This is a genomic window from Candidatus Fermentibacter sp. (assembly GCA_030373045.1).
Taxonomy (GTDB): domain Bacteria; phylum Fermentibacterota; class Fermentibacteria; order Fermentibacterales; family Fermentibacteraceae; genus Fermentibacter.
In genome coordinates, this window is record JAUCPW010000070.1 from 37,147 (window position 1) to 57,247 (window position 20,101).

Sequence of the window (20,101 nt, forward strand, 5' to 3'; positions counted from 1 at the left end):
ATATGGGTCCGGCGCTGACCGTTCTCGTCATCGCGTTCCTCTTCGTGCTGCTCACTTCCCTCAGGGTGCTCAAGGAGTACCAGAGGGGCGTCATCTTCAGGCTCGGCAAGGTGGCCGGGGTCAAGGGCCCCGGGCTCATCGTGGTGTGGCCGGTCATCGACCAGATGAAGAGGGTGGACCTCAGGGTCGTGACGATGGACGTCCCCCCGCAGGACGTCATCACCAAGGACAACGTCTCGGTGAAGGTCAACGCGGTGGTCTACTTCCGCGTCCTCGACCCGATCAAGGCCACGATCGAGGTCGAGAACTACCACTACGCCACCAGCCAGCTCGCCCAGACCACCCTGCGAAGCGTGCTGGGCGAGTCGGTGATGGACGAGCTGCTGTCCAACCGCGAGCAGATCAACGCCCAGCTCCAGACGATCCTCGACAGGCTGACCGATCCCTGGGGCATCAAGGTGACGATGGTCGAGGTGAAGCACGTCGACCTGCCCGTTGAGATGCAGAGGGTCATGGCGCGCCAGGCCGAGGCCGAGAGGGACCGCCGCGCCAAGATCATCCATGCCGACGCCGAGTACCAGGCCTCGCAGAAGCTGGCGGATGCGGCCGACATCATCAGCGCCCACCCCATCGCGCTGCAGCTGCGGTACCTCCACACCCTGACCGAGATCGCGTCGGAGAACAACTCCACCACCATCTTCCCTCTCCCCATCGAGCTCCTGAAGCCCTTCCTCAAGGCCGCCAGGGAGATGGATCAGTGAGGTTCACGGGGGCCTGGACCGCTCTGGTGACGCCCTTCCGGGGGGGAGCCGTCGACTACGACTCCCTCGGCAGGCTTATCGACTGGCAGATCGACCAGGGGATAGACGGTCTGGTGGCTTGCGGATGCACCGGTGAGGCCGCCACCCTCGGACATGACGAACACCTCGGGGTCGTGAGGTTCACCGTCGAGAGGGCCCGGGGCAGGGTGCCCGTCATGGGGGGCAGCGGCAGGAACGACACCAGTGCCACGACCGCGCTCTCGCGCGAGGTGGCCGCACTGGGTGTGGATGCCCTGCTGGTCATAACGCCCTACTACAACAAACCGACCCAGAGGGGCCTGACGGCCCACTTCGAGGCGGTGGCGGAAGCCGCGGGCATCCCCGTGGTCGCCTACAACGTTCCGGGCAGGACCGGCGTCTCCATCGCGCCTTCCACCGTGGCTGCGATGGCGGCGAATCCGCTCATAACCTGCATCAAGGACGCCGGCGGAGCCGCCGAGAGGGTGACCGCGATCAGGTCGCTGTGCGGGATCGGGATCCTCAGCGGAGACGACCACCTCGCGCTGGCCGAGATGGCCCTCGGAGCCGACGGGGTGATCTCAGTGGTCTCGAACGTCGCCCCGGCGGCTGTCGCGGAGATGATGAAGCTGGCTTCGGAGAACAGGTACGACGCCGCGAGGCGGATCAACGGCAGGCTCCATCCCCTGATGGAGGCGCTCTTCCTCGAATCGAACCCCATCCCGGTCAAGTGCGCCCTGTCGATGATGGGCATGATCGCTGACGAGCTCAGGCTTCCCCTGACTCCGATGCGCGACGACCTCAGGCCCGCCCTGTCGTCCGCCCTCCGGGCCGCCGGAGTGACGTGACGACGCTGATCCTCTTCGGCGGGGGCGGCCGCATGGGCAGAGCCGTGCGGGAGGCCGCCGGCCCCGGGTTCAGCATCGTGTCCGTGGTCGATCCTGGCGTTGGATCCGGCATGGATGCACCCGTGGAGGATGCCGACGTGATAATCGATTTCTCCAGGCCGGAGGCCTTCCTCTCCCTGGATGCGCTGCTCGCCGGATCCAGGGCCGCACTCGTCTCCGGGACCACAGGCCTGGGCGGCCGGGAGCGGATGCTGCTCGAGCGCTGGTCGCGCGACCGTGCCGTATTCCATTCCCCCAACATGAGCTACGGCGTCTATCTGCTGTCCCGGCTGGTGTTCGAGGCGGCCCGCATCTCCGGCGACAGGTACGACTTCGAGCTGGTCGAGTACCACCACAGGGGCAAGCAGGACAGCCCGAGCGGCACAGCCCTCAGGCTCCTGGAAGCCTGGAAGGCCGGCACCGGCAGGGATCTCAGGCTCACCAGCGGAAGGTCGGGGACATCCTCCCAGAGGGATCCAGACGAGGCCGGTGTCTTCTCGGTGCGTGGCGGCGACGTGGCGGGCGACCACGAGGTGAACCTCCTCGGCGACGGCGACAGGCTGGTCCTCGCGCACAGGTCCTCCGGGCGCAGGACATTCGCGCTCGGGGCGCTCATGGCCGCCGAGGCCATCGTGGGGAAGCCGGCCGGTCTGTACGGGATGGACGATCTCGCGGAGTGGAGGGGAGGCTGCATCTGAAGAGGCAGCCGGCCGTATCCGGCCTCTTCTACCCTTCCGTCCCGGGGACCCTCAGATCGCAGGTCGAGGGTTTCCTCCGGAATGCGCGCATGGAGCCCTGCCCCGGCGTGACAGGGCTGGTGTGTCCGCATGCGGGATACGTCTATTCCGGATCGGTAGCCGGCATGGCGTATGCCTCGGCTCCCTCCGGGATCAGGTCCGTGGTCGTGCTGGCTCCGTGCCACAGATACCCGGTGCGAACGGTGTCGGTCTTCGGGGGAGAATCGTATGTGACTCCCCTGGGGGAGGCCGTAGCGGACCGCGATCTCGTCGAACATCTCTCGGGGATGGGGCACGGCTGGACCATCCAGGCTCATTCCGCCGAACACGCGGAAGAGGTCCAGATACCGTTCATCCAGGTGAGATGGCCGGCGGCGGCCGTGACGCCGGTCCTGATGGGGACGATCGATCCCGCCTTCTGCCGGGGCTTCGCCCGCGACCTCCACGCCGCGATCGGCGGGGATCAGGACATCCTGGTGGTCGCATCCTCGGATCTCTCGCACTACCACCCCCTGGCCGAGGCGAACGCCATGGACGGGATCCTCATGGACGACTTCCGGAGGCGCGACCCTTCGGCGCTGTCACGGCACGTGGGGGAGGGCTCGTCCGAGGCCTGCGGAGCCGGACCGATCCTGACCCTGCTGTACCTGTCCGAGCTGAGGCACCCGGACGGATACGAAGCGGAGATCGTCGGGTACTCGACTTCGGCCTCCGCCTCAGGAGACGCGGGAGCCGTGGTAGGGTACATGGCCGGAACCGTCGGGAGGCGGCCCGGTGCTTGACGAGGCGTCCCGGTCGGCGCTCCTCTGCGCCGCGCGGGAGGCCGTGAGGGCCGCCGCTGCCGGCTCGAGGCCCCCCGTCCCGCCCGAACTCCCGGGATGCGGCGGTTACGCAGACGCGGGGGCCTTCGTGACCCTGACCTCGAAGGGGGATCTCAGGGGCTGCATAGGCCTCTTCAGGGGCACCGGCAGCCTGGGGAGGACCGTCGTCGCGATGGCCGCCGCCGCCGCCGTGGACGACCCCAGATTCCCGCCCGTGCAGGCGTCCGAGGTCGACGATCTGGAAATCGACATCTCCGTCCTCGGGCCGATCCTGAGATCCTCACCGGAGCTCGTCGTGCCAGGTGTCCACGGGGTGCTCGTACAGGGCGGCGGGCGTTCCGGGACGCTCCTGCCGCAGGTGGCCGTCGAGCAGGGCTGGTCGCGGGAGGAGCTGCTGACCCACGCCTGCCTGAAGGCCGGGCTGCCGCCCGGCGCCTGGCGCAACGGATCGGTGGTCGTATCGACATACACGGCCGAGGTTTTCGGCGACTCTGGAAGGAAGGGATGACATGCCGAAGTGTGGTATCCTGTTCGTGGCCGCCTCGGGCCTGCTGATCGCCGGATGCAAGGTGCCCGGTTTCGGGGAGATCGACGAGAAGATATCGACCATGACCCAGAGGCTCGATGCTCTCGAAGAGGCTGCCGGCGAAGCCGCCGACATCGACCTTGCCGGGATCGACGGGAGGCTGGCCGCGATCGAGCAGGTCATGGGCGGAGAGGGCGTGCAGGACGGCTCGATGGCCGGTCTGGCGGAAGCCATCGAGACCGTCGACTCCCTGCAGGCGGGGATGGCCGAGATGGAACTGCTCGTCGCATCCCTGAGGGACAGCCTCGATGCCGCCTATCAGATGCTCGAAGCCTCCATGGCCTCGGTCGATTCTCTCGAGGACCGCATCGACGATCTCGAAGGCGAAGTGGCCTCGCTGCACACAACGCAGAGCTCGGGCACGAGCGGAACATCGCGGAGCGGCACGAGCGGCGGTACCAGCGGCAGGTCCGGCGGGACATCGGGCGGCTCGAGCGGCAGGTCGGGCGGCACGGGCGGAGGCTCCAGCGGAGGCTCCGGCGGAGGCACGAGCCGCTGACCGCACGGATCCCGGGATGACATGGAGGCGGCCGGGAGCCCCGCTCCCTGCCGCCTCTCCCGTTGCGGAAGCGCCGGTCTATGCGAAGAGGATCCTGCAGTACTTCTTCTTGCCTACCCTCAGGAGGATCGAGTTCCCCTCCGCGCACGAAGGATCGATCCGGGCGTCGGGGTCCGTCACCGGCGATCCGCCTGCGCTCAGGCCGTTCTGCTTCGCGAGCCTCCTGACCTCCGTGCGGCTGGGGCAGAGCCCCGAAGCCACGAAGATGTCCGTGTAGGAGAGCGTACGATCCGAGAGGCCAGCGAGAGGGATCTCGAACGTTGGCACCGATCCGATGTCGCCCGACCCGACGAAGAGGGCCCTGGCCGCATCCCTGGCCCTGTCGGCCTCGGCCGTGCCGTGGGCGATGGCGGTCGCCTCCCATGCAAGCCTGCTCTTGGCCTCGTTGACCTCCTCTCCCTTCAGAGCGGCGTAGCCCTCGATCTCTGCGACAGGGAGGAACGTGTAGAGCTTCAGGAAGCAGGCCGCGTCCCTGTCGTCGACGTTCATCCAGAACTGGTAGTAGTCGTAGGGCGACGTCATGGCGGGGTCGAGCCAGACCGCCCCTCCGGGCATGGACTTGCTCATCTTCTCGCCGGTGGATGACGTCACGAGCGGGCATGTGAGGCCGTAGGCCTCCCCGCCCTCGGTCCTCCGCACTAGCTCGATCCCGGCCACGATGTTCCCCCACTGGTCCGCGCCGCCTATCTCGAGCGTGCATCCGCGGCTCCTGTAGAGGTGGAGGAAGTCATACGCCTGCAGGAGCATGTAGTTGAATTCGAGGAAGGACAGACCGCGTTCCAGTCGGGCCTTCACCGAGTCGGCCGTCAGCATGCGGTTCACGCTGAAGTGCCTGCCGGTATCCCTCAGGAAGTCGATGTAGCCCAGCTTCCCGAGCCAGTCGGAATTGTTGAGGAGCTCGGCATCGCAGGGTCCGCGCCCGAACGAGAGGAATCTGCGGAGCTGGGTCGAGATCGAACCGGCCCAGGAATCGATCGTCTCCCGCTCCTCCAGCGTGCGCTCGGTGCTCCTGCCGGTGGGATCACCGACCAGGGCCGTGGCGCCGCCGACGAGTATCAGGGGCTTGTGTCCGGCCTTCTGGAGCCAGGATGCGGCCATCAGGGGGACCAGGTGCCCTAGATGGAGGCTCGGGGCAGTGGCGTCGAATCCGACGTAGAACACGAGCTTCCCGCCCGAAAGGAGCCTTCCGAGGCTCTCCTCGTCGGTCATCTGGTATACGAGCCCGCGTTCGTCGAGCGTTCTCAGCACGTCCAAGAGGCACCTCCATCTCTTCGCGACTGGCGGACAGTACGGACAGGTCGATATGTTGTCAACGGACTGGGCTCCCCGGAGCCCGTGACGGGAGGACGGGATGCACATCGTCGAGATGGAACACCCCCTTGCGAGGGACATCCTCTGCAGGCTCAGGGACGAGAGGACGGGACCCGGGGCCTTCCGGTCCCTGTCGCGCGCCATGGGCCACCTCCTCGCCGTGGAGTGCACCAGGAGGCTCGGAACCTCGCCTATCCAGGTGAAGACGCCCCTGGAGGAGACCTTCGGCGAGCTGTGCACGATGCCCCCCGTGCTCCTTCCCGTCCTCAGGGCCGGCATGGGTCTGCTGCCGGCATTCCAGGACCTTCTTCCGGGCTCTCCGGTGGGTTTCGTGGCGGTGAGGCGCGACGAGACCACTGCGAAACCGCTCTGGTTCTACGACTCGGTCCCTCCGCTCGAGGGCAGGCAGGTGATCGTGCTCGATCCGATGCTCGCCACCGGGGGAACCTCCGGGGCCGTGGTGGAGTACGTATTCGGAAGAGGCGCGGCAGAAGTCACCCTCGCATGCGTGGTGGCCGCGCCGGAAGGGGTTGCGGAGCTCTGCAGGTTCGACGGGCTCCTCATCATCGCGGCGGCGGTCGACCGCGAACTGGACGACAGATGGTACATCCTCCCAGGTCTCGGCGACTACGGGGACAGGCTCTTCGGAGAGGGCTCCCCGGAACCCGGGCCCTAGCCTCATAAAGTCTTGCCGAGCCTGTTCCGTCTGAGGAAGAGGATAATCCTCGCCGTGGCGGCCGGCATAGCGGCCACCCTGTTCTTCATGGAGCCGCCCGCCTGGAATTCCGGACCGGCCTGGAGCTTCTGCGACGACCGGGTGAGGCTCTGCCGCATGGTCGACTCCCTCGGGGCGATACTCGCGGATACCCTCCAGGTCAGGGTGACCACGATAGGTGACGGCTTCCTCGGCGGAGCCCTGTGGGACGTGGGCGTGACCGGCGACGACTATGTGGATGTCTGCACCGTGCTGAGGGACAGCCTGGGCTGGTCCGTGCAGCACGCCGGCGACACGATTGAGGCTTCCTTCACCCGCGGGCGGCTCGTCGAGGTAAGAGCCCTGCCGCGGGGCGGCAGGGGCTTCTACTCGATCCTCTTCGGCGCCGGGGGCGGCCCGGAATCCTGGCAGTACGTCAGGCAGGAGGAGTGGACGAGGATCAGAGCCGTGTCCTGCACGGTCACCAGCACCGTCTGGCAGAGCCTGTGGGACGGCGCCCTGCCGGAGGACCTCACTCCCAGCGGTTCGATCATCACCGACAGGGACTCCTCCAGGGCCTGGGCGTACATCTCCGAGCTGCAGCACGAGCTGACCGACAGGCTGCTGGCATACGACATCGACTTCTACTACGACGTCCAGTCCGGCGACAGGGTCTTCATCCTCCTCGAGGAGGTCAGGTACCCCGACGCCTCGGAGACCGGCTTCAGGCGCATCATAGCGGTCAAGTACGCCTTCGCCGCCGGGAGGACCATCGAGGTCTTCCCGTTCTACCACGTCCCCGACTCGTCGGACGTCGCCGTCCTCGACCACTACCACCGCGACGGGGCATCGATCCGGACCATGTTCCTCAAGATGCCCGTGCCGTTCGGCCGGATCAGCTCTCCCTTCTCCGGGTCGAGGCTCCATCCCGTCCTGGGCTACAGCAGGGCCCACAACGGAACCGACTACGCGGCTCCGGAAGGCACCGAGATCTACGCGGTCGGCGACGGGGTCATCACGGTGAGGCAGTCGAGCGGCGGTTACGGCAACCTCGTCAGGATCAGGCACGGCAACGGCTACGAGACGGGGTACGGCCACATGAGTTCGTTCGCCGCCGGGCAGTCGGTGGGGACCTACGTGAGGCAGGGCGAGATCATCGGCTATGTGGGCTCCACGGGGCTCTCCACGGGCCCCCACGTCCATTTCGAGATGAAGAGGAACGGGACGTACGTGAACCCTTCCGAGGAGATCCTGCCGCCGGTCGACCCACTCGAGGGCGCCGAACTCGAGGCGTTCCAGGCCGGAGTCACGGCTATCGAAGCCTGCTGGGCCCGTATGTCGGACGATCTCCCCCCTCCTCCGGAGGAGCCAGTTGCCCCCTGAGGATCGCGCCCCCGGAGGATGGCTGGCCGACGAGCTCTACTGGGACGGGGTCTTCTCCTCCCTGCTCGACCGTGTGTCCACCCTCAGGACCACCCGCTCGGGAGGGCTGGGTGGCGCCGCCCGGAGCCTGGCTATCGCATCGGTCCACAGGCTGGCAGGCCCCACGGTCGTGGTCGCGCCTTCCCCGCGTGAAGCCGAGAGCCTGCGGGACGATCTCCGGGCCATAACAGGGGAGGTCCTGTACTTCCCCCAGTACGACATGCTCCCCTACGAGGGCGAACCCGCCCATCCAGGAGTCGTCGCGGACAGGGTCGAGTGCATGGCCGGGCTCTCATCCGGCAGGGCCGGGACGATAGTCGTCGTCCCCGCCCAGGCCCTCGTCAAGAAGATCCCGCCCCCCGCCCGCTTCGAGCGCCTCAGGGTCTACAGGGGCATGCAGATCGAGATGAACGCCCTCGGGAGCTGGCTGGTCTCCGCCGGCTACGCCCGCGAGGACTCGGTCTACGAGCAGGGCAGGTGGGCGCTCCGCGGAGGAGTGATCGACGTCGGCTCGTTCGGCCTGGACAACCCCGTCAGACTCGAGTTCGCGGGGGACGAGGTCGAGTCCCTGCGGATCTTCGACCAGAGGTCCCAGAGGAGCATCAGGGAGGTCCAGTCGGTGACGCTCCTCCCGGCCAGGGAGGTGTTCCTCCCCCCCGAGGCATGGGACGCCGCTCTGGAGAGGCTGGGCGATGGACACGTCCTGGAGCCGCTCCTGATGAGCTCGACCAGCTTTCCCGGCATCGAGCACCATCTCCCGGTCTTCATGGACGGGCTTTCGTCGCTCCTCGACTACCTGCCCTCGATCGGCACCGTCGTCCTGGTCGAGCCGGACAGGATCCGCGAATCGATGGAATCCTCGCACGCCGTCCTGCGGGAGTCGTTCCCCGGGAGCCTGCCCTTCGGGTTCGGAGACCAGTTCTTCGAGCCGGACCAGGTGCTCGCGGCACTGGCGGCCTGCCCCAGGTCGCTCGTGATGGAGCTGGCTCCCTCCTCCGACGTCGACTGCTACACGCACACCATGCCGCAGGAGAGCTTCCTGGGCCATCCCGAGGAGATGATGCGGCTCTTCGCCCAGTGGAGGTCGGAGGGATACAGGATCGGGATCTGCTGCGACACGCCTGCCGAGGCCGAGACCTTCCGCTCCCTCCTGCCGCCTGCGCTGGAGTCCTCCGTGTCCGTGGACGTGGCCTCCCTCTCCGAGGGTTTCAGGATGCCGGAGGAGAGGATTGCGGTGCTCGTCGAACGGCGGCTGCTCTCGGGCAGGCGGAGGCCCGGCATCGTGAGGCGCTTCAGGGGCGGCGAGGCGGTTTCGTCGGTCGACGATCTCCCGCCGGGGAGCCTCGTGGTCCACAGGCAGTACGGCGTCGGGCTGTTCAGGGGCCTTGAGAGGGTGGAGTCCGGAGGAGAAATCCTGGACTGCCTGGCCATCGAGTATGCCGACGGCGACAGGCTGCTCATCCCGGTCTCCGAGGTCGGTCAGGTCCACAGGTACATGGTCCCCGGCGATGCCTCCCCGCAGCTCGACAGGATCGGTACCGGCCAGTGGAACGCGAAGGTCTCGAGGGCGAGGGCCCGCGCGGGCGAGATCGCCGGCAGGCTCGCAGTGATCTATGCGGAGCGGATGGCCAGGAGGCGCGAACCCCTAGGCCCGGCCGGACACCTGATGGAGACCCTGGAGAGGACCTTCCCCTTCGAGGAGACGCCCGACCAGCAGGAGGCCATCGACAGGACGAAACGGGACTTCCTCTCCGACACGCCCATGGACAGGCTGGTCTGCGGCGACGTCGGGTACGGCAAGACGGAGGTGGCGCTCCGTGCGGCGTTCAGGATGGCCGAGGCCGGGAGGCAGGTGGCCGTGATGGTGCCCACCACGATCCTCGCAGAGCAGCATTACCAGACCTTCCGCGACAGGCTGGCCGAGTTCCCGGTGAAGGTGGCCTGCCTGAGCCGTTTCCAGGACAGGGAGACCAGGCGGAAGGTGCTCGAGGAACTGGCGGAAGGCACGGCCGGCATAGTGATCGGGACCCACATGCTGCTTTCGAAGGACGTGCGCTTCAACAGGCTGGGGCTCGTGATAATCGACGAGGAGCACCGGTTCGGGGTCAGACAGAAGGAATACCTCAGGGAGATGAGGACCTCGGTGGACACCCTCTCGATGACCGCTACTCCGATCCCCAGGACGCTGCACATGGCCCTCTCGGGCTTCAGGGACATCTCCATCATCGCCACCCCGCCGCGCGACAGGTACCCCATCCACACCGAGCTCGTCACCTTCAACCGAAGGGTGATACAGACGGCCATCCAGCGGGAGCTGGAGCGCGAAGGGCAGGTCTTCTTCGTCCACAACCGGATCCACACCCTCGAGAAGGTGCGGGCCGAACTCGCGGGCTTCCTGGGGGGCGTCAGGATCGCCACGGCCCACGGCCAGATGAAGCCCGAGCAGCTCGAGGACGTGATGTCCTCCTTCATGCAGGGAGACTGCGACGTGCTCCTGTCGACCGCGATCATCGAATCCGGCCTCGACCTGCCGAGGGTGAACACCATCTTCATAGACAACGCCCACACGTTCGGGATGGCCGACCTCTACCAGCTCAGGGGGCGCGTCGGGAGGAGCTACCTCCGCGCATACTGCTACCTGATCCATCCAGCCGGCAGGGCCGGCATGAGCCCGGAGGCCCGCAACAGGCTCGAGTCGATCCAGAGGTTCACCGAGCTGGGGTCCGGATGGCACATGGCCATGAGGGACCTCGAGATAAGGGGTGCGGGCGAGTTCCTGGGGGCGCGGCAGCACGGCCACATCGAATCCATAGGGTACTCGATGTTCGAGTCCCTCATACGTGAGGAGGCCGAGAGGCTTTCGGGATCGGCCGGGGATGCCGTGCAGCAGGTCAGGATCGAGCTCCCCATGGAGGCCTTCCTGCCCGAGGACTACATGCCGGACGTCGTCGAGAGGGTGCGCCTCTACAGGTACGTCTGGAGGGCCGGGAGCGAGTCGGAGATAGAGGACTGGAAGGGCTTCGTGAGGGACAGGTTCGGCGACCCTCCGGAGCAGGTGGTGAACTGCGCGGAGAGGGCGAGGATCCATCTCCTGGCTCGCGGCGCGGGCGCGGAGGAAGTGATCGGGAGCGGCAGGTCGGTGCGCATCGTCCTCGGCCCCGGGAGGGGCGCCCAGGCCTCGAAGGCGCTCTCCGGGAGACCCGGCCTCTCCATAAGGCATGAGAAGACCGGCAGGATGGTCATCGGGATCGACTGCGCCGGCCCCGGAGAGACGACCGGGTCGGTGACCTCCATATTGCGGCTGCTCGCCTGAGATGCTATCAATACCCGACTACACCCACATTTTCGAGAGGTGACACCGATGCGTTATGGAGCGCTGGGTCTTGCGGCCGTCGTCCTCGCAGCCGGATGCGGGTCGAAGCCCGACGTGCTGGCCACAGTGGGCGACAGGCAGATCACGGAGCAGGATTTCGAGCAGGCCTTCCAGCGGCTCAGCCCTTCCGAGCAGGTGGAGGTGCTCTCTCCCGGAGGAAGGCTCTCGCTCGTCGAGAGGCTGATCGACAAGGACCTCCTCGAGCAGGCCGCGGAGCGCATGGGCGCACCCGGATCGGAATGGTGGGTGTCACTCTACCAGGATGCCGCCCTGTCGGCTTCCTGGACGGAGCAGAGGTTCTCCGCCTACATGCAGGAAAACCCCGACATGGAGGACTTCATCGATCTGTCCCGCACGTTCTCCCTGGAAGTGATACTCCTGCCGGACAGCATGAGTGCGGTTCACGCACTCGACACATGGGGCTCCCCGGACTTCCCGGCCGGCATGCCCATGGCCCTGGCGCCCTGGAGCACGGACGGTTCGAGCTACAGGCGCATGGACGGCTACCTCTGGCAGTTCCCGGCGGACATCGAGGAGGCGTTCTCGGGCCATGCCGGAACCGGGCCGTTCATTGCACCCCTCTACGGCGCCTGGGCAGTCGCCGAACTCGAGACCGGGCAGGAGGCCCTTCTCGATTCCGTGCCCCCCGAGGTCGCGGTATCGGCATTCCAGAAGGTGCTCAAGTCGGAACTGGCGCTCGATCCGAGGAGCGCGGCCATCGAGGCTCTCGGCCGCAGGCTCTCGGTCGAAGGCGGCCAGTACGGGATGCCGGACACATCCGGGATCGACAGGTCGGAGGTGCTGGCCTTCTACACCGGCGGACAGGTGACGGCAGGCGACATGGTCGATCTGGCAACCCGCACGGGACGCTGGCGTTTCTTCGGCAACCCCCCCGTCGAGCTTTCGGCGTTCCTGCCGCCGGCCCAGTCGGGAGCCGGCGCCGGCATAGATCTCTGGTATTACGTCGGCTCCGTGGCACAGACCAGGTGGGCGGCCGCCAGAGCCCGTTCGGAGGGCGTGCCGGATTCGATCCTCGCACCGGTCGCGGCCATGGCTTCGGTCGAGCACCTTCTCCGGCTGAACGTGCTGGATGCGGTCGAGACGCCCGATTCGGCCGCGGTGATGGCCTGGTACGAATCGAACGAGGCTTCCTACATGATCCCCGAGCGAAGGTCCGCACTGCTGGCCTACCTCCCGGAGGAGGCGGCCGATTCGGTCGGGACCCCTGATTCCTTCGACGAGCTCTCCCCCTGGACCTTCGTCGACGAATCCGGTTCCCCCGCCCCCACACCGCCTCAGCCGGCGGAGGCCTTCGGAGCGATCGCGGATGCGGTGTTCTCGCAGTCTCCGGGTGTCGTCTGCGGTCCGCTCGAGATGGGCGTGGAGGGGGCCAGAGCCTACTTCCAGGTCGTGGAGATCCTGCCCGGGCAGCCCGCCGAACCCGCCGAGATCTGGGGCATCCTGACGGACGACTGCAGGGCCGTGCGCATCCAGGAGACCTTCGACTCCTTCATGGAGGAACTGGCTGCCGACATGGGTGTAGAGATAGACACTTCCGCGGTCGAGAACGTCGATCCGTGGTCCGGTTCCTACTGAAACGAGACGGGGGTTTCCAATGCGATATGCTGTCCTCGCCGCGACGATTCTCATCCTGCTTCCCACGGCGGCCCGGGCCGACGTGCTCGCCTCTGTCGACGAGTCCACCCTCACATGGGAACAGCTCGTAGCCATGGTGGGCGGGGAGGAGAACCGGCAGTATCTGGCGGTCGGCAGCGAGGCCGAAGCCGAGGAGATGCTCAGGAGCTGGGTGCGCGAAGAGCTGGTGGTCCGTGCCGCCATGGCCGACGGCATGGATCAGAGGCCCGAGATCGCCTATGCCATCGACCAGGCGGTGCGGCAGATCCTTCTGGAGGCCTACCTCGGAGAGCAGACCGCGGACGTGGAGACGTCCCTCCTCACGGTCGAGAACTACGTGTCGGCCTGGAGGGGCAGTTACGAGATAGAGATCCACGCCAGGCACATACTGCTCCCCGACATGGCGCAGGCTCAGGCTGCCCAGGCCAGGCTGCAGGCGGGCGAGAGCTTCGACGTCCTGGCCCAGGAGATATCGATCTGCCCCAGCGCAGCCGAGGGCGGCGACCTCGGCTGGCTCCGCCGCGGCCAGGCCGTGCTCGGGTTCGAGGAGGCCGCCTTCTCCCTGTCCCCGGGTCAGACGAGCGGCATAATCGAGACTTCCATGGGGTTCCACATCATCAAGCTGCTGGAGACCAGGCCCATCGTGCCGGCCCCGTCCGACGAGGAGATCTTCCAGCTCGCAGGTGACGAGCTCATGATGGACGCACAGGAAACAGCCGTCATGACCCTGCTCGACTCCCTCGAGACCCTCCATGCCGTTTCGGTATATCCGGAGAGACTGCTTGAGCACGTCAGCCAGTGAGCCCGGCAACGGTGCCGGGACCGGCAGGCTGCTGCCGGCGGTCGCGGTGGCCGTCTCCGTCATGGTCATCCTGGGGGCCTTCCTTCTCGCAGGCCGGTCCGCCGCCGTCGACGACGGGATGCCGGCCACCGGTGGAGGCGGCGCCGATCCTGATCGCCATGTGGCCGCGAGCGTCGGTGACAGGTGCCTCTATGCCGACGAGATAAGCCTTGTCGGAGCCGGGCCCGGGCCCGAATCGTGGGTCGAGGACGAGCTGCTTGCCCAGCTCGCGGTCGAATCGGGCCTCGAGGATCCTGTGGTCTCCGGGTTCATCCAGCGCAGGGCCAGACAGCTCTATCTCCGCGACCTGATCCTCGAGTCGGCCCTGGCGTCGGTGGAGGAGCCCACGGCCGACGAGGTGATGGCCCTCATGCGCACCGACAGCCTGCTGTACCTCGTCGAGAGGCACTACTTCGAGATACTGACCGCCGACAGCCTCGCGGCGGAATCGCTCCGGGCAAGGATCTCGGCCGGTCAGAGCTTCCAGGTGACGGCCGAGAACCTCTCCCTGGGCCAGAAGGCTGCAATCGGCGGTGACATGGGGTTCATGGTAGGGGGCGAACTCACGGGCAGGGGCTTTCCGGCCGTCACGGGCCGCCTGGAGGGACTGGGCGGAGTGGTGGGCTCCGATCTCGGATGGCACATCTTCCTGGTGACCGAGACGAGGCCGCTGACGGACACGGCCAGGGTTGTACAGAGCCTGTCCCAGGTGATGCTCGAACAGGGGCGGCTCGCCGTGGTGGACAGCCTCCTGGACGCCGCCAGGGCAGTCAGGGAAGTAGAGGTCGATGAGTCATGCTGGCGCTGATGATCCTGGTTTCCGCCTGGGGTACCGCCGACCGGATCGAGGCTGTGGTCGGCGACTATCCCATCCTCAGATCGGAGATCTCCGACAGGCTCGCTGCGACGGCTGAGACCCTCTCGCGTCCCGTCCCCGACGACTCCGCCTCCTTCGCCGTCGCCCTCTCGGAGATCGTCGAGGAGAGGCTCCTGGTAGAGGGCGCCAGGGACGCCGGGTTCTTCCCCGGCCCTGAGGCGGTCGCGGCCATGGTCGAAGGCAGGATCGAGGAGATGAGGGAGGAGTTCGGATCCGAACAGCAGTATCTCACGGCTCTCGCGGAGGCCGGGCTCTCCGAGGACGAACTCAGGCTGCAGCTCTCGGACCTCATGGGTGAGCAGCGGGCCGTCTCGGATTTCGTCCAGTCGAAGACGTCGAAGCTTCTCGAAACGCTGCCCGCCGACCCCGTGAGCTACCTCAACTCCAATCTCGACATCCTCGAAGAGGAGCTGATGCCCAGGAACCTGTCGTGGATCCTGATACCCGTGCTCCCCGGAGGGCCGGAGGCCGACTCGGCCCTGGCGTTCCTCGCGGGTCTCGCCGACAGGATTTCGGCCGGCGAGTCCTTCGACGACCTGGCCGTGCAGTATTCCCAGGATCCTGGTTCGGCGGCCGAAGGCGGCTTCCTGGGCCAGTTCGGACCGGGCGACATGACCCCCACGTTCGTGGCCGCCCTGGACGCCCTCGAGCCGGGCGGCATGTCCCGGCCGTTCCTCTCTCCCTACGGGGCGCACCTCGCGAGGCTCGACTCCCGTGATTCGACCGGGATGATGACGGCGAGTCACATCCTGATCCTCCTCGAGCTGGAACAGGATGATGCCGACAGTGCAGGCAGCCTGGCCGACTCGGTGGCCTCGCTCGTCAGGTCCGGCACCGTCTCCTTCGGGGAGGCCGCCCTGCGGTGGAGCGCCGATCCCCTGTCATCGAGGGACGGCGGAACCCTGGGCATCGTGCTGGTCGAGAACTCCATCCCCGAGGCGGCCGGACTCCTGGCGTCGTCCAGCCCCGGGTCGATATCCGGCCCCGTCCTCCTCGGTGACGCATCAGCCTATGCCATCATCAGGGACGACGGCGCCACGCAGGGATTCGACTGGACCGGCTTCGAACGCGACTGGCTCGACGACCTGGTGAGGAACGTCGTCTACACTCACGGGCTGAACTCGCTCGTCGACTCCCTCCGGACGGCGGTGCCCGTCATCTACACCCGGGATGCGGATTGACGTCTTCCTCCGGCTGGCAGGCATCCTCAGAACGAGGAGCCTCGCCGGCGACGCCTGCGACGGCGGATTCGTCAGGATCAACGGACGGACCGCCAAGCCGGCTGCGAAGATATCCGCCGGCGACAGGATCGACATGTCCATGCCCGACGGCCGTGATGCGTCGTTCATCGTCGACGCCCTGCCCGCCGGCAGGCAGGTGGCCAGGCGCGACCGTCCGTCTCTCTTCCACGAAGTCACGCCCGATGGAGCGCCCGGCAGTGCCGGTCAGGCCTGATCCCGCCGGGGGATCGCCTCCCGCAGTGCCCGTCCCGGGCCGGCACCTCCGGTGCCGGGGGCACGTGCGATGATAAGGTTCGACAGGGTCTGCCGATCCTATTCCGAGTGGCCCGCTCTCGAGGACGTCTCCTTCACCGTGGATCCCGGCGAGTTCGTGGTGCTGACCGGCCCGAGCGGGGCGGGGAAGACGACGATACTCCGGCTGATATGGATGGGCGATCTTCCCTCGAGGGGCCGCGTGGAGGTGGCGGGCTTCGCTTCGGACAGGATGAAGCCGTCCGACTTCCACGAGCTCCGCCGGAAGATTGGCGTGGTCTTCCAGGACTTCAGGCTCCTGCCGGACAGGACCGTCTTCGACAACGTGGCGCTGCCCCTGCAGGTGGCAGGCGCCGGCCCGCGCGCCGTACGTAAGAGGGTCTTCTCCCTACTCGGCGAGCTGGGGCTCAGCCACAGGCGGCTGTCCATGCCCCACGAGCTCTCGGGCGGCGAGCAGCAGAGAGTTGCCGTGGCCCGGGCCATGGTGGCGCATCCTTCCGTGCTGCTGGCCGACGAGCCCACCGGCAATCTGGATCCGATTGTCTCCCGCAGGGTCATCGAGCTCCTGGTGGACATAAACAGGAGCGGCACCGCAGTCCTGATGGCCACGCACGACCCCAGGCAGATTCCTCCGGGGCTCGCCAGGCTCGTCTTCATAGACCAGGGCCGCCTGAGGGATCCGTCGGACTTCAGGCCGGGGGAGTACGTGTGATCCCCGCCATGCCCGTCATCAGGGAGACCTGGCTCAACATGAGCGGCAAGAAGTCCGCCCTTGCCTCGACGTTTCTCATGGTGAGCCTGTCGTTCGTCGTGTTCGACACCTTCCTGGTCGTCACCTGGAATCTCAGGAGGATCCTGGAGCGTGAGCAGAGCGAGGTCGGGATCGAGGTCTTCCTCGAGACGGGCACGGCGGAGGCCGATGCCCGCGCGCTGGCCGACATCGTGAGCGGAATGGACGGAGTGCTGTCCGTCTACTACGTCTCTCCGGCCGAGGCGGAGGCGGTATTCAGGGCCGAGATCCCCGACAGGGCAGGGCTCCTCGACCTGATGGGAGAGGGATTCCAGCTCCCCGCATCCCTCCAGATCGCCCTGCTGCCCTCCTGGAGGAACTCCGACAGGATGGCGACGCTCGCCGGTTCGCTTTCGGGATTCGAGGGCGTGTATGACGTGGTGTACGGCGAGAGCTACCTCCCGGGGCTGACCAGCCTCATCGGGACGCTCCACAGGCTCGATCTCTTCGCCGGAACGATGGTCCTGCTCGGAGTCTCGCTCGTCGTAGCCGGAGCGATCAGGCTCGCCGTTGCCGGAAGGGCTCTCACGGTCGAGATCATGAGCATCTCCGGGGCATCCGACGGTTTCATCAGGGGGCCGTTCCTGCTCGAGGGGCTCGTCTCCGGCGTAGCCGGGGCCGCCGGCGGGCTGCTGTTCACATATGCCGTATCGCTCATCCTCTCCGGATCGATAGGCCACGAGTTCCTTCCCGGCCGCTGGATCGCCGGAGTGCTGTTCCTCGGTGCCGCAACCGGGCTTGCAGGGAGCTGGGTAGGGCTCTCCAGCAGCCTTCCCAGACCCAGGAAATGAAAGAACGGGAGACACTATGATCATGGCCTGCCTCCTTCACGATCTCGCCCTCGCCGCCACGGTATCCCAGGCCGCCGACTCCACCGGGGCGATGCAGCCGGGCTGCATGGATCCGACCAGCCTAACGAGTCTCCTGCCCATCGTGGCCATGGTCGCGATCTTCTACTTCCTGATCATCAGACCCCAGCAGAAGCAGCAGAAGGACCTCAAATCGATGCGCGACTCGCTCAAGAAGGACGACAGGATCGTCACCACGGGCGGTATCCACGGCGTGGTGGCCGCCATCAAGGGCGAGGTGGTCTCGGTCAGGATCGCCGACGGCGTGAAGATCGACCTGGACAGGTCGGCCATCGCCCTGATCGAGAAGGGCCCAGAGGCGGATCAGTGAGGTCGATCCGCATCTTCGGATCGCCCGGGCTGAGATCGGTATCGAGGGATGTGGATCCGGCCGCCGACGCGTCCCTCCTCGGCGAGCTCCTGCCGGAGATGGACAGGCTGCTGACGGAGGAGGAGGGGATCGGCCTCGCGGCGCCGCAGGCAGGGGAGAACATCAGGGTCTTCATCCTGGAGACCTCGATGCTGCCCTCTCTCTGCGGCCACAGGGTGTTCGTGAATCCGAAGCTCGAAGCCTACGGACCTCCGTCCAGGCGGGAGGAGGGATGCCTCAGCGTGCCCGGCATCTACGAACCCGTGACCAGGCCGTCGCTTCTCAGGATGAGCGCGCTCGACCCCTCGGGCGTCCGGTTCGAGCTCGAACTCGACGGTATGGCCGCACGCGCAGCCCAGCACGAGAACGACCATCTCGACGGCATCCTCTTCGTCGACAGGCTCGGCGCCCTGAGGCGCAAACTGCTGAGGGCGAAGCTCCAGAAGCTGGCCGGAGGATGACCGGATCCCCTCCGGGACCCGTTTTCCTCGGGACGGCCGCCTTTGCCGTACCCATCCTCGAATCGCTCGCAGGGTCACGCCACCGCCCTTCTCTCGTGGTGACCCGGGTGGACTCGAAGGCGGGACGCGGGCTTAGGGAATCCGTCACCCCGGTCGCCGCGGCGGCCTGCACCCTCGGGCTGCCGGTCGTGAAGACCGCCCATCCGTCATCGGTCGCCGGGGTCCCCGAGGGATGCCGGTTCGCGGTCTCCGCGGCCTTCGGCCTGTGGCTCCCCGCGAAGTTCATCGCATTGTTCCCGCAGGGCGTGCTCAACGTGCATCCCTCCCTCCTGCCCAGGCACCGCGGACCCTGTCCGGTGGAGAGGGCGATACTCGAAGGCGACCCGGAGACCGGGATCTCCTTCATGCTGACCGACTCCGGCTGGGACACGGGGCCCGTGGTGAGCGCCATCCGGACCCCCGTCGGGGAGGACGAGGATTCCGGGATGCTCTCCTCGCGGCTGGCGGAACTGGCCGCGCGCGAGATGGGAGGGATCATCGACGGATACCTGGGGGGACTCCTGGAACCGGCTCCTCAGTCCGGCGAGGCCACTCACGCGGACAAACTGACGGACCGGGAGGCCCTGCTCGACTGGAGCAGGCCGGCGGGGGAGCTGCTCAGGACGGTGCGTGCTTTCGCCCCGGCGCCCGGCGCCAGGACATCGTTCCGGGGCAGGCTGCTCAAGGTCCTGGCCGCGGCCGCATCCGACAGCACGATTCCCGCCGGCTCGCTGGCGGTCCGTGACGGACGGCTCCTCGCGGGATGCGGTGAAGGCTCGATGGAGCTCCTGAGGCTCCAGCCCGAATCGAGGAAGGCGATGGACGGCGGCGCGTTCCTGGCGGGCTACCGACCCCTTCCCGGGGAACCCCTTGGCTAGGTCGGTCCTGCTCTTCAGAGCCGGGCTGCTGGGTGCATCCATGCCATTCCTCCTGGTCGGACTCCTCCTGATGGCGGCCACGGGGGGAGCCGGCTGGGCAGCCCTTTCCGCCGCGGCCGTACTGCTTCCCCAGATCGCCGCATCGGCCTCCATGGCCCCCGGGATGCGCCGACTGCTCATAGGCCTGCTCGGGGTTTCGTATCACGCTCTCCGGATCGCGATGCCCCCCGGGGCGAAGAAGGCCCTGCTTGCAGAGACCATGGTCGTCGAGGTGAACGACAGGGCTCTGGAGGGCGTCCTGCGCTCCGGGGGCCTGACCCCGGACAGGGTGCTCCTGCTGCTTCCCCACTGCCTCCAGACGCACGTCTGCGTCCACCGGATAGTCCACGACCATTCCCTCTGTACGAGGTGCGGCGCGTGCGACATGGCGGCCCTGCTCGAACTCGCGGGGAAGCGCGGAATCGGGCTGTCGATCGCGACGGGCGGCACCGCCGCGCGCAGGGCGGTGGAGGAGGCGAGACCCGGCATGGTCGTCGCAGTGGCCTGCCCCCGCGATCTTTCGTCAGGGATACTGGATTCCGCTTCGGTGCCGGTATACGGAGTCCTCAACAGCCGGCCGAACGGCGACTGCTTCGATACGCGGGTCGACACATCCCTGATCGCTGTCTCTTATACACATCTCCGAGCCCACGAGACAGCG

At 67.2% G+C, this 20,101-nt stretch carries 21 protein-coding genes; 20 read left to right on the forward strand and 1 reads right to left on the reverse strand.

What is annotated here, in order from left to right; all coding sequences use genetic code 11:
• Window positions 1-2: 2 nt before the first annotated feature.
• Genes QUS11_11810 through QUS11_11835 form a run of 6 tightly spaced genes read left to right on the forward strand, consistent with a single transcriptional unit; the run spans window position 3 to window position 4,309 of the window.
• Entirely contained in the window at window positions 3-761 is a 759-nt protein-coding gene (locus QUS11_11810; protein MDM7993980.1) for a slipin family protein, read from the forward strand.
• On the forward strand, window positions 758-1,627 hold the full coding sequence (gene dapA / locus QUS11_11815) for a 4-hydroxy-tetrahydrodipicolinate synthase (protein ID MDM7993981.1): 870 nt from the start codon (window positions 758-760) through the stop codon (window positions 1,625-1,627). Before QUS11_11810 ends, dapA begins: the two co-directional genes overlap by 4 nt.
• Window positions 1,624-2,364 (forward strand): 4-hydroxy-tetrahydrodipicolinate reductase, encoded by a 741-nt coding sequence (gene dapB, locus QUS11_11820; GenBank protein MDM7993982.1) that lies wholly within the window; start codon window positions 1,624-1,626, stop codon window positions 2,362-2,364. The genes dapA and dapB overlap by 4 nt, the downstream gene beginning before the upstream one ends.
• A complete protein-coding gene (amrB, locus tag QUS11_11825) occupies window positions 2,343-3,185 on the forward strand; it encodes an AmmeMemoRadiSam system protein B (GenBank protein MDM7993983.1) in 843 nt (280 codons plus the stop codon). Before dapB ends, amrB begins: the two co-directional genes overlap by 22 nt.
• Complete coding sequence (amrA, locus tag QUS11_11830) at window positions 3,178-3,732, forward strand: AmmeMemoRadiSam system protein A (protein ID MDM7993984.1); 555 nt, start codon at window positions 3,178-3,180, stop codon at window positions 3,730-3,732. The genes amrB and amrA overlap by 8 nt, the downstream gene beginning before the upstream one ends.
• Window position 3,733: 1 nt before the next feature.
• Window positions 3,734-4,309: a hypothetical protein gene (locus QUS11_11835; GenBank protein ID MDM7993985.1), complete on the forward strand. Its 576-nt coding sequence runs from the start codon at window positions 3,734-3,736 to the stop codon at window positions 4,307-4,309.
• 78 nt (window positions 4,310-4,387) lie between these two features.
• Here QUS11_11835 and tyrS read toward each other — a convergent pair whose 3' ends face one another.
• Window positions 4,388-5,617, reverse strand: a complete 1,230-nt coding sequence (tyrS, locus tag QUS11_11840; GenBank protein MDM7993986.1) for a tyrosine--tRNA ligase — start codon at window positions 5,615-5,617, stop codon at window positions 4,388-4,390.
• A gap of 103 nt (window positions 5,618-5,720) precedes the next feature.
• Here tyrS and upp point away from each other — a divergent pair, with 103 nt between their 5' ends.
• From upp to QUS11_11910, 14 genes are all read left to right on the forward strand, one after another.
• The gene (upp, locus tag QUS11_11845) at window positions 5,721-6,356 is read left to right on the forward strand and encodes a uracil phosphoribosyltransferase (GenBank protein ID MDM7993987.1); all 636 of its coding nucleotides are present in this window, start codon (window positions 5,721-5,723) and stop codon (window positions 6,354-6,356) included.
• A gap of 12 nt (window positions 6,357-6,368) precedes the next feature.
• Window positions 6,369-7,757: a M23 family metallopeptidase gene (locus QUS11_11850; protein ID MDM7993988.1), complete on the forward strand. Its 1,389-nt coding sequence runs from the start codon at window positions 6,369-6,371 to the stop codon at window positions 7,755-7,757.
• The gene (gene mfd, locus QUS11_11855) at window positions 7,747-11,109 is read left to right on the forward strand and encodes a transcription-repair coupling factor (protein ID MDM7993989.1); all 3,363 of its coding nucleotides are present in this window, start codon (window positions 7,747-7,749) and stop codon (window positions 11,107-11,109) included. The genes QUS11_11850 and mfd overlap by 11 nt, the downstream gene beginning before the upstream one ends.
• 48 nt (window positions 11,110-11,157) lie before the next feature.
• A complete protein-coding gene (locus tag QUS11_11860; GenBank protein MDM7993990.1) occupies window positions 11,158-12,765 on the forward strand; it encodes a peptidylprolyl isomerase in 1,608 nt (535 codons plus the stop codon).
• Between the two features lie 19 nt (window positions 12,766-12,784).
• Window positions 12,785-13,606 (forward strand): peptidylprolyl isomerase, encoded by an 822-nt coding sequence (locus tag QUS11_11865; GenBank protein ID MDM7993991.1) that lies wholly within the window; start codon window positions 12,785-12,787, stop codon window positions 13,604-13,606.
• Window positions 13,587-14,453: a hypothetical protein gene (locus QUS11_11870; GenBank protein ID MDM7993992.1), complete on the forward strand. Its 867-nt coding sequence runs from the start codon at window positions 13,587-13,589 to the stop codon at window positions 14,451-14,453. The genes QUS11_11865 and QUS11_11870 overlap by 20 nt, the downstream gene beginning before the upstream one ends.
• Window positions 14,441-15,703: a peptidylprolyl isomerase gene (locus QUS11_11875; GenBank protein ID MDM7993993.1), complete on the forward strand. Its 1,263-nt coding sequence runs from the start codon at window positions 14,441-14,443 to the stop codon at window positions 15,701-15,703. Before QUS11_11870 ends, QUS11_11875 begins: the two co-directional genes overlap by 13 nt.
• Window positions 15,693-15,977, forward strand: coding sequence for a S4 domain-containing protein (locus QUS11_11880; GenBank protein MDM7993994.1), 285 nt, complete (start codon window positions 15,693-15,695; stop codon window positions 15,975-15,977). The genes QUS11_11875 and QUS11_11880 overlap by 11 nt, the downstream gene beginning before the upstream one ends.
• 69 nt (window positions 15,978-16,046) lie before the next feature.
• Entirely contained in the window at window positions 16,047-16,727 is a 681-nt protein-coding gene (locus tag QUS11_11885) for an ATP-binding cassette domain-containing protein (protein MDM7993995.1), read from the forward strand.
• Window positions 16,724-17,596, forward strand: a complete 873-nt coding sequence (locus QUS11_11890) for a permease-like cell division protein FtsX (GenBank protein MDM7993996.1) — start codon at window positions 16,724-16,726, stop codon at window positions 17,594-17,596. The genes QUS11_11885 and QUS11_11890 overlap by 4 nt, the downstream gene beginning before the upstream one ends.
• Window positions 17,597-17,618: 22 nt before the next feature.
• Window positions 17,619-17,984, forward strand: coding sequence for a preprotein translocase subunit YajC (gene yajC / locus QUS11_11895; GenBank protein ID MDM7993997.1), 366 nt, complete (start codon window positions 17,619-17,621; stop codon window positions 17,982-17,984).
• Entirely contained in the window at window positions 17,981-18,484 is a 504-nt protein-coding gene (locus QUS11_11900) for a peptide deformylase (GenBank protein ID MDM7993998.1), read from the forward strand. The genes yajC and QUS11_11900 overlap by 4 nt, the downstream gene beginning before the upstream one ends.
• The gene (locus tag QUS11_11905; protein ID MDM7993999.1) at window positions 18,481-19,401 is read left to right on the forward strand and encodes a methionyl-tRNA formyltransferase; all 921 of its coding nucleotides are present in this window, start codon (window positions 18,481-18,483) and stop codon (window positions 19,399-19,401) included. The genes QUS11_11900 and QUS11_11905 overlap by 4 nt, the downstream gene beginning before the upstream one ends.
• A partial coding sequence (locus QUS11_11910) for a DUF116 domain-containing protein (protein ID MDM7994000.1) occupies window positions 19,394-20,101 on the forward strand: 708 nt, incomplete at its 3' end. The genes QUS11_11905 and QUS11_11910, both read left to right, overlap by 8 nt.